The 14,680-nt window shown below is 59.6% G+C and carries 14 protein-coding genes; 7 read left to right on the forward strand and 7 right to left on the reverse strand.

The features are described from left to right. Window positions 1-221: 221 nt before the first annotated feature. On the reverse strand, window positions 222-1,223 hold the full coding sequence (locus C7534_RS19875; protein WP_046030758.1) for a phosphate ABC transporter substrate-binding protein PstS: 1,002 nt from the start codon (window positions 1,221-1,223) through the stop codon (window positions 222-224). Between the two features lie 186 nt (window positions 1,224-1,409). Between C7534_RS19875 and C7534_RS19880 the strand changes: the two genes are divergently transcribed. Continuing rightward, complete coding sequence (locus C7534_RS19880; protein WP_109786771.1) at window positions 1,410-2,468, forward strand: helix-turn-helix domain-containing protein; 1,059 nt, start codon at window positions 1,410-1,412, stop codon at window positions 2,466-2,468. After that, window positions 2,465-2,956 (forward strand): type II toxin-antitoxin system VapC family toxin, encoded by a 492-nt coding sequence (locus C7534_RS19885; protein WP_109786772.1) that lies wholly within the window; start codon window positions 2,465-2,467, stop codon window positions 2,954-2,956. Before C7534_RS19880 ends, C7534_RS19885 begins: the two co-directional genes overlap by 4 nt. A 9-nt stretch (window positions 2,957-2,965) precedes the next feature. Here the strand turns inward: C7534_RS19885 and C7534_RS19890 are convergent, their stop codons facing one another. After that, window positions 2,966-4,264, reverse strand: coding sequence for an MFS transporter (locus C7534_RS19890; RefSeq protein ID WP_109786773.1), 1,299 nt, complete (start codon window positions 4,262-4,264; stop codon window positions 2,966-2,968). 363 nt (window positions 4,265-4,627) lie between these two features. Here C7534_RS19890 and C7534_RS19895 point away from each other — a divergent pair, with 363 nt between their 5' ends. Both C7534_RS19895 and C7534_RS19900 read left to right on the forward strand, forming a co-directional pair. Then, a complete protein-coding gene (locus C7534_RS19895; RefSeq protein WP_007942704.1) occupies window positions 4,628-5,032 on the forward strand; it encodes an acyl-CoA thioesterase in 405 nt (134 codons plus the stop codon). Between the two features lie 57 nt (window positions 5,033-5,089). Continuing rightward, window positions 5,090-5,989: a D-hexose-6-phosphate mutarotase gene (locus tag C7534_RS19900; protein WP_109786774.1), complete on the forward strand. Its 900-nt coding sequence runs from the start codon at window positions 5,090-5,092 to the stop codon at window positions 5,987-5,989. An 85-nt stretch (window positions 5,990-6,074) separates the two neighbouring features. Here the strand turns inward: C7534_RS19900 and C7534_RS19905 are convergent, their stop codons facing one another. From C7534_RS19905 to C7534_RS19925, 5 genes are all read right to left on the reverse strand, one after another. Then, the gene (locus C7534_RS19905; protein ID WP_046030764.1) at window positions 6,075-6,611 is read right to left on the reverse strand and encodes a DUF3299 domain-containing protein; all 537 of its coding nucleotides are present in this window, start codon (window positions 6,609-6,611) and stop codon (window positions 6,075-6,077) included. A gap of 88 nt (window positions 6,612-6,699) precedes the next feature. Further along, window positions 6,700-6,945 carry a GlsB/YeaQ/YmgE family stress response membrane protein gene (locus tag C7534_RS19910; RefSeq protein WP_109786775.1) on the reverse strand — a complete coding sequence of 82 codons (246 nt, stop codon included), beginning with the start codon at window positions 6,943-6,945 and terminating at the stop codon, window positions 6,700-6,702. A gap of 108 nt (window positions 6,946-7,053) precedes the next feature. Then, window positions 7,054-8,136 (reverse strand): 5-(carboxyamino)imidazole ribonucleotide synthase, encoded by a 1,083-nt coding sequence (locus C7534_RS19915; RefSeq protein ID WP_109786776.1) that lies wholly within the window; start codon window positions 8,134-8,136, stop codon window positions 7,054-7,056. Between the two features lie 11 nt (window positions 8,137-8,147). Beyond that, window positions 8,148-8,639 carry a 5-(carboxyamino)imidazole ribonucleotide mutase gene (gene purE, locus C7534_RS19920; RefSeq protein ID WP_007942709.1) on the reverse strand — a complete coding sequence of 164 codons (492 nt, stop codon included), beginning with the start codon at window positions 8,637-8,639 and terminating at the stop codon, window positions 8,148-8,150. A 307-nt stretch (window positions 8,640-8,946) separates the two neighbouring features. Beyond that, window positions 8,947-9,861, reverse strand: coding sequence for a LysR substrate-binding domain-containing protein (locus C7534_RS19925; RefSeq protein ID WP_046030769.1), 915 nt, complete (start codon window positions 9,859-9,861; stop codon window positions 8,947-8,949). Between the two features lie 180 nt (window positions 9,862-10,041). Between C7534_RS19925 and aspA the strand changes: the two genes are divergently transcribed. The 3 genes from aspA to C7534_RS19940 all read left to right on the forward strand — a co-directional run bounded on the left by aspA (window position 10,042) and on the right by C7534_RS19940 (window position 14,536). Continuing rightward, window positions 10,042-11,466 (forward strand): aspartate ammonia-lyase, encoded by a 1,425-nt coding sequence (gene aspA / locus C7534_RS19930; protein ID WP_027926288.1) that lies wholly within the window; start codon window positions 10,042-10,044, stop codon window positions 11,464-11,466. Window positions 11,467-11,917: 451 nt separating this feature from the next. Then, on the forward strand, window positions 11,918-13,369 hold the full coding sequence (locus C7534_RS19935; protein ID WP_109786777.1) for an alanine/glycine:cation symporter family protein: 1,452 nt from the start codon (window positions 11,918-11,920) through the stop codon (window positions 13,367-13,369). A gap of 162 nt (window positions 13,370-13,531) precedes the next feature. Beyond that, window positions 13,532-14,536, forward strand: coding sequence for an asparaginase (locus C7534_RS19940; RefSeq protein ID WP_109786778.1), 1,005 nt, complete (start codon window positions 13,532-13,534; stop codon window positions 14,534-14,536). The last annotated feature ends 144 nt before the right edge of the window (window positions 14,537-14,680 follow it).

A 14,680-nucleotide genomic window follows, 5' to 3' on the forward strand; every position in this document is an offset into this window, starting at 1 on the left:
TGACAGCGCAGTGACGCGACAAATCCGCTGCCTGTGGGAACTGGCAGCAGACCGGGAATTTGGGGGGGGGCCGGGTCACCTGCGTGGTAACCCTGAGCCGTTGTAGGAGCAGAGCTTGCTCGCGATAGCGGTCTTTCCAGTCACATCATTGCTGAATGTGTCGACGCCATCGCGGGCAAGCCTTGCTCCTACAGATCCGGGGCTAGCCCCGGATCAGGGTGTTACTTTTTTGCGACTTCAGCGCCGCCTTCCGACAGACCCAGGTCAGCCAGAGCTTTGGCTGCGACTTTGGCTGGCAGTGGGATGTAACCGTCTTTCACGACAACTTCCTGGCCCTGTTTGGACAGAACCAGTTTCACGAACTCGGCTTCCAGCGGGGCCAGAGGCTTGTTCGGAGCTTTGTTGACGTAAACGTAGAGGAAACGCGACAGCGGGTATTTGCCGTTCAGTGCGTTTTCTTCGGTGTCTTCGATGAAGTCAGTGCTGCCTTTCTTGGCCAGGGCCACAGTCTTCACGGAAGCAGTTTTGTAGCCGATGCCCGAGTAACCGATGCCGTTCAGCGAGGAGCTGATCGACTGTACGACCGAAGCCGAACCTGGTTGTTCGTTCACGTTTGGCTTGTAGTCGCCTTTGCACAGGGCTTCTTCTTTAAAGTAGCCGTAGGTGCCGGATACCGAGTTACGACCGAACAGTTGAACCGGCTTGTTGGCCAGGTCGCCGGTCACACCCAGGTCGCCCCAGGTTTTCACGTCGGTTTTAGCGCCGCACAGACGAGTGGACGAGAAGATCGCGTCGACTTGTTCCATGGTCAGGTGCTGGATCGGGTTGTCCTTGTGCACGAACACCGCCAGGGCGTCCACGGCAACCGGGATAGCGGTTGGCTTGTAGCCGTACTTCTGCTCGAAGGCAGCCAGTTCGGTGTCCTTCATCTTGCGGCTCATCGGGCCCAGGTTAGAGGTGCCTTCGGTCAGCGCAGGTGGCGCGGTGGCGGAGCCAGCGGCCTGAATCTGGATGTTTACGTTCGGGTATTCTTTCTTGTAGTTCTCAGCCCACAGGGTCATGAGGTTGGCCAGGGTATCGGAGCCGACGCTGGACAGGTTGCCCGACACACCAGTGGTCTTGGTGTAGCTCGGGATCGACGGGTCAACAGCGGCGAACGCGTTGGCAGTCGCAACGCCAGCAGCGACAAAAGTCATTGCCGCCATCAAACGCTTCAGTTTCATGCCTTACTCCTAGCAGATAGAGTTGTTAGTCGGGGCCAAGTATCAGCAGGCCGTGTGAACACTCTATGGCTGAAATATGACAATTGGATGAAAGGCCAGCATTCGAGTGCCCGATACATCCAGTCTCGCAGCGCAGGTTGACAAATCATAACCAAGAGATAGCCTTGTCAACCACGAGAGGAACCCATGATTAACGACCGAATCCGCCGCGCTCGCCTACTACGAGGCATGTCTCTAGAGGCTTTAGCGCTCAAGCTTGGCGATATCACCAAGCAAGGCATCAGCAAATACGAGAAAGGGGCAAGCACTCCAAACTCCGCACGCCTGTTACAAATGGCAAAAGTATTGGAGGTCAGTCCAGAGTACTTTTTCCGGGCGGAGGCTGTGCCGCTTGCACCGTTAGAGTTTCGCAAACTGGCGAAAATGCCGAAGTACCGTCAGGTTCAAGTTGAAGAACAGATTCGTGAGCATCTCGAGCGCTACATCGCTCTAGAGGATTGCTTCGACCCGGCGGACATCCAGACTCCGACCACCCCAGCGCAAATGCTACCGGTTTCCTCTATAGAGGAAGCTGAACGCGCGGCCGAGCAACTGCGTGAATTCTGGAAAATCGGCAGTGATCCCATCTCCAATCTTACCGAGCAACTGGAAGAGCACAGCATCAAGGTAGCAATGCTCATGGGGCCAAATGACTTTGATGGGGCCTGCGCCGCAACCGGTGACGGTCGTCATGTCTTGATCGCACTCAACTCGGAGCGCCCCGGCGAACGCATACGCTTCACCGCGGCCCATGAGCTGGGTCATTGGGTCATGCAGTTACCCGAAGAAATGCCCGAAAGAGAAAAGGAAAACTGCTGCCATCGTTTCGCGGGTGCCTTCCTCTATCCGGCCAAAGGTGTCACCAGTGACTTTGGTAATCACCCTCGCTCCAGGGTTCATCCCCGGGAACTGCTAATCGCCAAGCGCCAATACGGAATTTCGATGCACGCAGCGCTGCGGCGCCTCAAGGATTTAAATCTTCTCAGCGACGGCGGTTACAAATCCCTCACCATTCAGTTCAGCTCGAACGGCTGGCGCAAGGCCGAGCCAGAGCCATTGCCGTGTAAACCCCCACAACGTTTTGAGTCGTTGGTGTTTTGGGGATTGGCCGAAGGATTGATCACCAAATCCCGTGCAGCTGAACTTCTACGCAAACCAGTGAGCGCTTTAGATCCCAATTTCCTGGGCTCACTGGAGAGTGCATGACTCTGATCTACATCAGCGATACGAATATCTGGATCGATTTCAGAAATGCAGGGCTGCTGGAACAGATGTTCAGTCTGCCGTTCACGCTTTGCTGCACAGATTTCGTACTGCACGAACTCGAAGATTTTCCGCATGACGAATTGCTTGCCCACGGGTTAATTGTCGAATCATTCGAGGGTCCGGAAGTGGCACGGCTGTTCGGTCTTAAAATCGAACATAGCAACAGTTCTCTGGCAGACGTTTCCTGTTATCTACTTGCTCAGCAAACAGGTCGTCCGTTATTGACGGGGGACGGCAAACTTAGGAAACAGGCACGAAAGGATGGGCTACAGGTACACGGTGCACTTTGGCTGCTGGACCTGATGGTTAACCATCAGGTTGTTGGATTGCAACAGGCTGCGGATGCTTTAGAGGACATGCTCATGCGCGGAGCACGATTACCGTCAGGCGAGTGTGAGGCAAGGCTTTCGCGCTGGCGAAAGCCTTGAGGGAGATGGTTAGCGCCCCCTTTTCCAGAGGTAAGCACCCACCAGAATCCCGACCCCGCAAATGATCGCCACATAATAGGCCGGCCCCATCGGGCTTTCCTTCAGCAGCAGGGTCACCACCATTGGCGTCAGGCCGCCGAAGATGGCATAGGCCAGGTTGTACGAGAACGACAGCCCGCTGAAGCGCACCACCGCCGGGAAGGCTTTGACCATCACATACGGCACCGCGCCGATGGTGCCGACCAGCAGACCCGTCAGGGCATACATCGGGAACAACCAGTCCGGATGATTGAACAGGCTGTGATAGAAGGTCCACGAACTCATCAGCAGCAAGGCGCTGCCAAACACAAACACCCGGCCTGCGCCGAAGCGGTCAGCCAAGGCGCCAGACGCCACACACCCAAGGCTCAGGAACACGATCGCCACGCTATTGGCTTGCAATGCAGTGGTCGGCGCGAAGTGGTAGACGGTCTGCAGCACGGTCGGGGTCATGAGGATGACCACGATGATGCCGGCGGACAGCAGCCAGGTCAGCAGCATGGAGATCAGGATCGCCCCGCGATGGTCGCGCAACACTGCCCGCAGCGGCACTTCTTCGGCGAGCGCCTTGCGCAATTGCAGCTCGGCGAATACCGGGGTCTCGTGCAGCCAGCGGCGCAGGTACACCGAGAACAGGCCAAACACACCGCCCAGCAGGAACGGGATCCGCCAGGCGTAATCGGCCACTTCGCCCGGGGTATAAATGCTGTTGATGGCCGTGGCGACCAGGGAGCCCAGCAAAATGCCCGCCGTCAGGCCGCTGGTCAGGGTGCCGCAGGCGTAACCGATATGGCGCTGCGGTACGTGTTCGGAAACAAATACCCACGCGCCTGGCACTTCACCACCAATCGCCGCGCCCTGAATGACCCGCATCAGCAGCAACAGGATCGGTGCCCACAGACCAATCTGCGCATAAGTCGGCAGCAGCCCCATGATCAGGGTCGGTACCGCCATCATGAAAATGCTCAGGGTGAACATTTTCTTGCGCCCCAGCAGGTCACCGAAATGCGCCATGACAATGCCGCCCAACGGCCGCGCCAGGTAGCCGGCGGCGAAAATGCCGAAGGTCTGCATCAAACGCAGCCACTCGGGCATGTCAGCGGGGAAGAACAGTTTGCCGACCACCGTGGCGAAGAACACAAAGATGATGAAGTCGTAGAACTCCAGCGCACCGCCCAGGGCAGACAGCGATAAAGTCTTGTAATCGTTGCGGGTCAACGGTCGTGCGGGTTGAGCTGGCTGCGCGATGCTCGAAGGCGCTGTGGTCATGGCAAGGCTTCTCTTATAGTCGGATCTGCGACCTCAACAACGCTGGCCGAGGCTTGGACAGGTCCGGCACGATAGCAAATTGTTCGAAAAAGCACATAGAGGTGCGGTTTTGACCGCCAAAATGAGAACCGGACGGTCGTCTCGGAGTCTACCGACCGATATACTCGCGATCTGGCAACAATTTGAAAGGGTTGCTGTGCGAAGACGCTGCTGGCTCTACCAGTCGATTTCGCAGAGTTTCCCTTTAGGCGCCTTACGAAAAACGTGACGAACGTAGTATGTTCGGGGCTGAATCGTTTTTCTTGAAAGCGGCTATTCACCTGAAGTACCAATGAAGAGTCACGGGTCAGAGGCACCCCCGGCATGATAGAGCTCGAACAAGAAGATCCAATCCCGCAAGGCGACCTGGCCCTGCAAATCACCGCGCTTCCTCGCGAAACCAACGGCTTCGGCGATATTTTCGGCGGCTGGCTGGTGGCGCAGATGGATTTGGCCGGCACCGCCATGGCCAGCAAGGTTGCTGGTGGACGCGTTGCCACCGTTGCGATTGATCGTATGGCGTTCCTGGTTCCAGTGGCGGTGGGCGCTCAGCTCTCCTTTTATACCCAGGCCCTGGAAATCGGCCGCAGCTCGATCAAGATGATGGTCGAAGTCTGGAGCGACGACCCGCTGTCCAGTGAGTGGCGTAAAGTGACTGAAGCGGTGTTCGTGTTCGTCGCCATCGACGGCAGCGGCCGCACTCGCTCGGTTCCGCCCCGCGCGCGTTAAACGCTGCGGCGGTTTTGCGGTCCATTGCAGTCATTGTTCCCGATCGAGAGTTGTCCCATGAACACGCCCAACGTTGAAGCCGTGAAACTGGATGAACTGAACTGCTGGCGTATCCGCCACGGCCAGGCCGAATTGCTGGTTGCCCAGCAAGGTGCGCACATCCTCAGTTATCAATTGGCCGGCCAACCGCCGCTGATCTGGCTCAACGACGAGGCTGTGTTCAAGACCGGCAAAAGCATCCGCGCCGGCGTGCCGGTGTGCTGGCCGTGGTTCGGTAACCTTGCACGCAACCCGCAGAGCGTCCAGGCGATGCGCGTCAGCAGCGAGCCGCCCGCGGCCCACGGCTTTGTCCGGGCGATGGATTGGGAACTGGGCGGCATCGAAACCGAGGGCGAAAGCCTGAAGGTGGAATTCCTGCTGCCCTACCCTGAAGGCGGCTTTGCCGGCTGGCCACACCAGGTGGATTTGAAGCTGAGCATCCGTCTGGACGAGCAGTTGCACATCAGCCTGACCAGCCATAACCAGGGCACTGACACCGTCACCCTCAGCCAGGCACTGCACAGCTATTTCGCGGTCAGCGATGTGCGCAACGTGCAGGTCGAAGGCGTGGATGGCCTGAGTTACATCGAAACGCTGGAAGACTGGAAAACCAAGGAACAGCACGGTGATCTGCGCTTTACCGGCGAGACCGATCGCATTTACCTCGACACCCCGCCTCTGCTGAGTATCGTCGACCCGGCCTGGGAACGTCGCATCGAGCTGACCAGCCAAAACTCGCGCAACGCAGTGATCTGGAATCCTTGGATTGAACGCGCGGCAGCGTTCAGCGACATGGCCGACGATGGCTGGCAGCGCATGTTGTGCATCGAGACAGCGAATGTGATGGATGATGTGGTGACCTTGGCTGCGGGAGCCACTCACACACTGGGCGTGAGTATCGGCAGCAAACCACTTTAAACGCATCGCGGGCAAGCCTTGCTCCTACAGGATATGAACTGCCCTGTAGGAGCAAGGCTTGCCCGCGATTGGTTTTATCTGATGCTTACAAATCCGACTCTTTGACCACCCGCACTTTCGCCGCATCCAGCGCATACGCCGCGTCGGCCAGGTCGTTGTTGACCGTCTCGATCTTCAGCGTGCCGGTGACCCACAGCGGTGTGTAGATGTCATCCAGCTTCAGCCCCTTCGGATAACGCACCAGCACCAACTGATTGGGTGGCGGTGGCGGCACGTGGATGCACGCGCCCGGGTACGGCACGAGGAAGAACAGCGTGCTGCGACCCTTGGCATCGGACTCCAGCGGCACCGGGTAACCACCGATACGGATGTTCTTGTCATTCATCGACGGCACGGTTTTGGTCGAATACATCACCGCCGGCAAGCCTTTGCTCTGTTTCATGCCACCCTTGGCGGTAAACGTGCCATCGCCTTCAGGGGAGTTGTGGTCGATTTCGGGCATGGCCTCGAGGGCTTTCTGGTCCGACTTGGGCATCAGTTCGAGCCAGTCGGTTTCCGGCAGTTCGCCGGCATGGGCCAAACCACTGCCCAGAAAAAGGAGAGTCAACAGAAGACGGCGCATTGAGGTGCTCGGTAAAGGAAGGGTGATAAGTCGCCGAGCATTCTAGCCCTCTCTGCGTGCGGCGCAGAGGGGGCTTTGTCGCTTTGGATCAGTTCTTTTTGATCAGGCCGTAGATCACCAGCAACACCACGGCGCCGACCAGCGCACCGATGAAACTTGCGCCTTGGCCGGCCTGGTAGATGCCCAGAGCCTGGCCGCCGTAAGTGGCCGCCAGCGAACCGCCGATACCGAGCAGGATGGTCATGATCCAGCCCATGCTGTCATCGCCCGGTTTCAGGAACCGCGCCAGCAGGCCGACAATCAAGCCGACAAAGATGGTTCCGATAATTTCCATGGCATTTCCCTCTGAATGATTTGGATATGCCCAAAGCCTAGTCAGACTTTGGCATCCTGCCATGAGAGAACGGCGGCCCCTGAATGGTTCCGCCGCGGCCACATGAAACTATTCGGCGATGAGCGCTTCGACCTTGAGGATCTGTGCCGCCAGCGTCTCGCGGTCCGCACAGCGCAGGTTGGCGTGACCGACCTTGCGACCGGTCTTGAACGCCTTGCCGTAGTGGTGCAGATGGCAATCGGCAATCGCGATCACCTTCTCAACCGGTGGTACAACGCCGATGAAGTTGAGCATCGCGCTCTCACCGATTTTGGCCGTCGAACCCAGCGGCAGGCCGGCAACGGCCCGCAGATGGTTTTCGAACTGGCTGCACTCGGCGCCTTCAGTGGTCCAGTGCCCGGAGTTGTGTACGCGCGGGGCAATTTCGTTGGCCTTGAGGCCACCGTCGACTTCAAAGAATTCGAACGCCATCACGCCGACATAATCCAGCTGCTTGAGCACGCGGCTGGAGTAGTCTTCCGCCAGGGCTTGCAGCGGGTGATCGGTGCTGGCCACGGACAGTTTGAGGATGCCGCTGTCGTGGGTGTTGTGAACCAGCGGGTAGAACCTGGTTTCACCATCGCGGGCACGCACGGCGATCAGCGAGACTTCGCCGGTGAACGGCACGAAGCCTTCCAGCAGGCAAGCAACGCTGCCAAGTTCCGCGAACGTGCCGACAACGTCTTCAGGTTTGCGCAGGACTTTCTGGCCCTTGCCGTCGTAACCCAGGGTGCGGGTTTTCAGCACGGCAGGCAGGCCGATGGAGGCCACGGCGGCGTCCAGGTCGGCTTGCGACTGAATGTCGGCGAACGCCGGGGTTGGAATCCCCAGGTCCTTGAACATGCTCTTCTCGAACCAGCGATCCCGCGCAATGCGCAGGGCTTCGGCGCTTGGGTAGACCGGGACGAATTGCGACAGGAACGCCACGGTTTCAGCCGGGACGCTTTCGAACTCGAAGGTCACCAGATCGACTTCATCGGCCAGCTGACGCAGGTGGTCCTGGTCGCCGTAATCGGCTCGCAGGTGTTCGCCCAACGCGGCTGCGCAAGCATCCGGCGCGGGGTCCAGGAAAGCGAAATTCATACCCAGCGGGGTGCCCGCCAGCGCCAACATGCGACCCAACTGGCCGCCACCGATTACACCGATCTTCATCGTCAACAACCTCAGGCGATGCGTGGGTCTGGATTGTCCAGGACGCTGTCTGTCTGTTCAGCACGGAACGTTTTCAGCACGTCGTGGAACTGCGGGTGCTTGGCGCCCAGGATGCTCGCCGACAGCAGCGCGGCGTTGATCGCGCCAGCTTTGCCGATGGCCAGGGTCGCCACCGGGATACCCGCTGGCATCTGCACGATGGAGAGCAGCGAATCGACACCCGAAAGCATCGCCGACTGCACCGGCACGCCCAGCACCGGCAGGTGGGTCTTGGCCGCACACATGCCTGGCAAGTGGGCCGCGCCACCGGCACCGGCGATAATCACCTCAATGCCACGGGCCTCGGCCTCTTCGGCGTACTGGAACAGCAGGTCCGGGGTACGGTGGGCAGAGACCACTTTCACCTCGTAAGGAATGCCGAGCTTTTCCAGCATATCGGCGGTGTGGCTAAGGGTGGACCAATCGGACTTGGAGCCCATGATCACGCCAACCAGTGCACTCATCGTCGTGCCTCTTCTCTCTGGGCGCCCGCAGGCGCGTCAAAAAACAACAAGCCACGCAAAATGCGTGGCTTGATGTACGAATTATGGCCGGGCGAACCGGCCGAAGGCCGCGCAGTATACCGCAATGACGCAGATAAACAGCCCCTGTTACGACCATCTGTCATACGGCGCAAAAGCCCGGTTTTATTGACTTTCAGGTCAGCAGACAGACTTGCCATGAACCCTGCCCCTGTAGGAGCACAGCTTGCTGGCGATGGCGTCCTGTAAGTCGCCATCGCCAGCAAGCTGTGCTCCTACAAAGGCATCGTTAGCTGGTTGTCCCTTGGGCTGCGCCACTTTCAAGCTTGCGCCACAACAATCGCACGTTGGCCTTGCGCACCAAGGCGCAACGGTACAGGCGAATCTCCAGTGGCACATGCCATTGCGGGCCGCCGCAGACCACCAGTTCGCCGCGAGCCAGTTCGGCGCGCACACTGAGTTGCGGCACCCAGGCAATGCCCAGTCCTTCCAGCGCCATGCTTTTCAGGCTGTCGGCCATGGCCGTTTCGTAGATCGTGGTAAACCGCAGCGCCCGCTGGCGCAGCAGCATGTTGACCGAGCGACCGAGAAAGGCGCCGGCGCTGTAGGCCAACAGCGGCACACTGCCCTCACCTTCCAGGTCGAACAGCGGTTTGCCGTCCGCATCGGCCGCGCACACCGGGAGCATCTCAGTGTGACCCAGGTGCAGGGATGGAAAGATCTCCGGGTCCATCTGCAAGGCAGCGTCGGGGTCATAGAACGCCAGCATCAAATCGCAGCCACCTTCACGCAATGCGTGCACCGCGTCGCCAACGTTGGTCGCCACCAATCGCGTGGCGATATTCAGCCCCTCATTGCGCAATTGCGCGATCCAGCGCGGAAAGAAACCCAGCGCCAGGGAGTGAGCGGCGGCGACCTGCATCACCTCGCCCTGCCCACCTTCCAGGTGATGAAGATGACGCAGCACTTCGCCCAGTTGTTCGACCACAGTCCGCGCGGTCACCAGAAACAATTGCCCCGCCGCCGTCAGCTCGACGGGCGTGCGCGAACGATTGACCAGTTGCAGTCCCAACGCGGCTTCAAGGCTGCGAATTCGCCGGCTGAACGCCGGTTGTGTCACGAAGCGTCTTTCCGCAGCCTGGGAGAAGCTGCGGGTGGCGGCCAGGGCGCTGAAGTCCTCCAGCCATTTACTTTCAAGGTTCATCACGCCCTCCCGGACACGCACCAATTTAGGTCGCACGCTCGCCGCACACGCGGCGTCACACGGGCATTATGCCGAATGTGCATAGGCTAGTGTTTAACAGCATTGGCCCAAAATTCTCCACAAGCCTAGCATTTGCAGTGTTCCGGCACAGACCGGGTCCATATCGAGATGATTTCTATCATGTCCTCCGCTGCATCTTTCCGCACAGAAAAAGACCTGCTTGGCGTACTCGAAGTACCTGCTCAAGCGTATTACGGCATCCAGACCCTGCGAGCGGTGAACAACTTCCGTCTCTCCGGCGTTCCGATTTCGCATTACCCGAAGCTGGTTGTCGGCCTGGCCATGGTCAAACAGGCCGCCGCTGACGCCAACCGCGAACTGGGTCACCTGAGCGAAGCCAAGCACGCTGCCATCAGCGAAGCCTGTGCACGTTTGATCCGCGGCGATTTCCACGAAGAGTTCGTGGTCGACATGATTCAAGGCGGCGCTGGCACTTCAACCAACATGAATGCCAACGAAGTCATCGCCAACATCGCGCTGGAGGCCATGGGTCACCAGAAGGGCGAATACCAATACCTGCACCCGAACAACGACGTGAACATGGCGCAGTCGACCAACGACGCCTACCCGACCGCGATCCGTCTGGGTCTGCTGCTGGGTCACGACGCTCTGCTGGCCAGCCTCGACAGCCTGATCCAGTCGTTCGCCGCCAAAGGTGAAGAATTCAGCCACGTCCTGAAGATGGGTCGTACCCAGCTGCAAGACGCCGTGCCGATGACCCTGGGCCAGGAATTCCGTGCCTTCGCCACGACCCTGGGCGAAGACCTGGCGCGTCTGAAAACGCTGGCGCCTGAACTGCTGACCGAAGTGAACCTGGGCGGTACTGCGATTGGTACCGGCATCAACGCCGACCCGCGTTACCAGCACCTGGCCGTTCAGCGCCTGGCACTGATCAGCGGTCAACCGCTGGTACCGGCCGCCGACCTGATCGAAGCCACGTCTGACATGGGCGCCTTCGTACTGTTCTCCGGCATGCTCAAGCGCACCGCGGTCAAACTGTCGAAGATCTGCAACGACCTGCGTCTGCTGTCCAGCGGCCCACGCACCGGCATCAACGAAATCAACCTGCCGGCGCGTCAGCCAGGCAGCTCGATCATGCCAGGCAAGGTCAACCCGGTTATCCCGGAAGCGGTCAACCAAGTGGCGTTCCAGATCATCGGCAACGACCTGGCCCTGACCATCGCGGCCGAAGGCGGCCAACTGCAACTGAACGTGATGGAGCCGCTGATCGCCTTCAAGATCTTCGACTCGATCCGTCTGCTGCAACGCGCCATGGACATGCTGCGCGAGCACTGCATCACCGGCATCACGGCCAACGAAGAACGTTGCCGCGAACTGGTCGAGCACTCGATCGGCCTGGTGACTGCGCTGAACCCGTACATCGGCTATGAAAACGCCACCCGTATCGCCCGTATCGCCCTCGAAAGCGGCCGTGGCGTACTGGAACTGGTGCGCGAAGAAGGCTTGCTCGACGACGCCATGCTCGCCGACATCCTGCGCCCGGAAAACATGATTGCTCCGCGTCTGGTTCCGCTTAAAGCCTGAACCGACGCGTTACTTGTAGCACCGCTCACCAGGTCGAGGGACTAGACACCTCTCACCTTTTGAGGGCTTGGGGATTTAATCCCCAGGCCCTTTTTTTTGATTTTTTTGCGGACGCGTCACTTCTGTAGGAGCACGGCTTGCCGGCGATGGCGCCCTCACTATCGCCATCGCCGGCAAGCCGTGCTCCGACAGGAAAGCCACCTCGTTTACCGCTTGCACCATAATCGGGCAGACGGACGGCACACTCATCGGTATAGTGCCGCCCCTCTTCGCGTGAGCGGTCGTCGGTAACGAGGCCCAAACCCATGCGAAACCCGAACTAATAACAAACCTGCAATAAAGGACCGGGACGAAAACGCGCCTCATCTGTTGTGCCACGCGCACAGCGATGTAACGCGATGTTGCTTCCTGTCCGGCATTTGCCTACACAAAAAACAGCGAGGAATAATCCATGCTCGAAGTCATTAACGACTTCCTCTCAGGGAAAGTACTGATCGTGCTCATTGTCGGGCTCGGTAGCTACTTCACGATCCGCTCGCGTTTCGTTCAATTGCGTCACTTCTTCCACATGTTCGCGGTGTTCCGCGACAGCCTCAAAAGCAGCGCCGGGCAACTCAGTTCGTTCCAGGCCCTGATGCTCAGCCTCGCCGGCCGCGTCGGCGCAGGTAACATCGCCGGTGTCGGCATTGCCGTAACCCTGGGTGGCCCCGGTGCGGTGTTCTGGATGTGGGTGACCGCGCTGGTCGGCATGTCCAGCAGCTTCTTCGAATGTTCCCTCGGCCAGCTCTACAAGCGCTGCGACTCCGACGGCACCTACCGTGGCGGCCCGTCCTACTACATTCAGCATGGCCTGCAAAAACGCTGGTTGGGCATGATCATGGCGTTCCTGTTGCTGGTGACCTTCGGGTTTGCCTTCAACGGCCTGCAATCCCACGCCGTGACTCATTCGCTGAACAACGCATTCGGCTTCGACACCACTTACACCGGCATTGCGCTGGCCGTTTTGCTGGGGCTGGTGTTCGTCGGCGGGATCAAACGCATCGCCAAGGTCGCCGACTTGCTGGTACCGGTGAAAACCCTGGTCTACATCGGCGTGACTATCTATGTGATCGTGCTGCAATTCGATCAAGTACCCGGCATGTTGATCACCATTGTCAAAAGCGCTTTCGGTCTCGACCAGGCGTTTGGCGGCCTGATCGGCAGCGCCATCGTCATGGGCGTGAAGCGTGGCGTGTTCGCCAACGAAGCGGGCCTGGGCAGTGCGCCGAACGTGGCCGCCGTGGCCTCGGTCGAGCACCCGGTGGCACAAGGCGTGGTCCAGGCGTTCAGCGTGTTCCTCGACACCTTCGTGATCTGCACCTGCACCGCGTTGCTGATCCTGCTCTCGGGTTTCTACACCCCGGGCTTCGAAGGCGATGGCATTGCCCTGACCCAGAACTCGCTGGCCGCCGTCGTCGGTGACTGGGGGCGGATTTTCATCTCCGTGGCCTTGTCGTTGTTCGTGTTCACCTCGATCCTCTACAACTACTACCTGGGCGAGAGCAACCTGCGCTTTTTGATCGGTGAAAACCGCAAGGCACTGATGGGCTATCGTGCATTGGTGTTGGCGTTGATCTTCTGGGGCGCTATCGAAAACCTGGGCACGGTGTTCGCCTTCGCCGACATCACCATGACGATGCTCGCGTTCGTGAACCTGATCGCGTTGTTCCTGCTGTTCAAGGTCGGCATGCGCATCCTGCGTGACTATGACGACCAGCGTGCTGCCGGGATCAAGACGCCAGTGTTCGATTCGAGCAAATTCGCCGACCTGGACCTCGACCTGAAAGCCTGGCCAGCCAACCCGCCAGCGCCAGCGCCGACAGCAACAACCGAGCCGCAAGGCGTACTCGCAGCGCAACGCTGACCGGTAAAAAAACCGGGCGCATCCCCTGCGCCCGACGTGACACAACGTGCGACCGGCGTCATGCTCGGTCGTATGTTGTTTGGGTGCTGAGCCGGCCAGACCGCGTCGCGGCCTTCGCGAGCAGGCTCACTCCCACACCGTTACCGTTTTCGGAGAACCGCCATGAATTCCTCGACCTACCCTGCCGCCCAACACGTCATGGTGCTCTACACCGGTGGCACCATCGGTATGCAAGCCAGCGTTCACGGCCTGGCCCCGGCGTCCGGTTTCGAAGCGCGGATGCGTGAATACCTGCACAGCCAGCCTGAGCTGGTAGTGCCACAGTGGCGCTTTCGCGAGATGTCGCCGCTGATCGACAGCGCCAACATGACCCCCGCGTATTGGCAGCAGCTGCGCGAAGCCGTGGTGGAGGCAGTGGATGTGCTGGGCTGTGACAGCGTGCTGATCCTGCACGGCACCGACACCCTCGCGTACAGTGCGGCGGCCATGAGTTTTCAGCTGCTCGGCCTGCATGCCCGCGTGTGCTTTACCGGCTCGATGCTGCCGGCCGGTGTGACCGACAGCGATGCCTGGGAAAACCTCAGCGGTGCGCTGGTTGCCCTCGGTCATGGCCTGGCACCGGGCGTTCATCTGTACTTCCATGGCGAACTGCTGGACCCGACCCGATGCGCGAAGGTGCGCAGTTTCGGGCGTCATCCGTTCAAGCGGCTGGCGCGTCAGGGTGGCGGTGAGAAGGCTTCTTCCATACCGGCGCCGCTGACCTACAACCAACCCAAGCAATTGGCGAAAGTCGCTGTGCTGCCGCTGTTCCCCGGCATCGGCGCCGAGATACTGGACGGCCTGCTCGACAGCGGCATTCAAGGCCTGGTGCTGGAGTGCTACGGCAGCGGCACCGGGCCGAGCGACAATCCAGAGTTCCTCGCCAGCCTGGAACGGGCGCAGGACAAGGGTGTTGTGGTTGTAGCCGTCACCCAATGCCATGAAGGTGGCGTCGAGCTGGATGTTTACGAGGCTGGCAGTCGGTTGCGTGGTGTGGGTGTGCTTTCAGGTGGCGGCATGACCCGTGAAGCGGCGTTCGGCAAGTTGCATGGCTTACTGGGTGCCGGGCTCGACACCGCTGAAGTGCGGCGCCTGGTAGAACTCGACCTCTGCGGCGAACTCATCTGACACCACACACCCCCCTGTAGGAGCCGAGCTTGCTCGCGATAGCGGTATGTCAGTCACCATTGAACTCGACTGAAATACCGCTATCGCGAGCAAGCTCGGCTCCTACAGGTCCTTCGCTCGGCATATAACTTGCTGCGTTCCAGC

Origin of the sequence: Pseudomonas sp. OV226 (genome assembly GCF_003148705.1) — a bacterium.
Lineage (GTDB): Bacteria > Pseudomonadota > Gammaproteobacteria > Pseudomonadales > Pseudomonadaceae > Aquipseudomonas.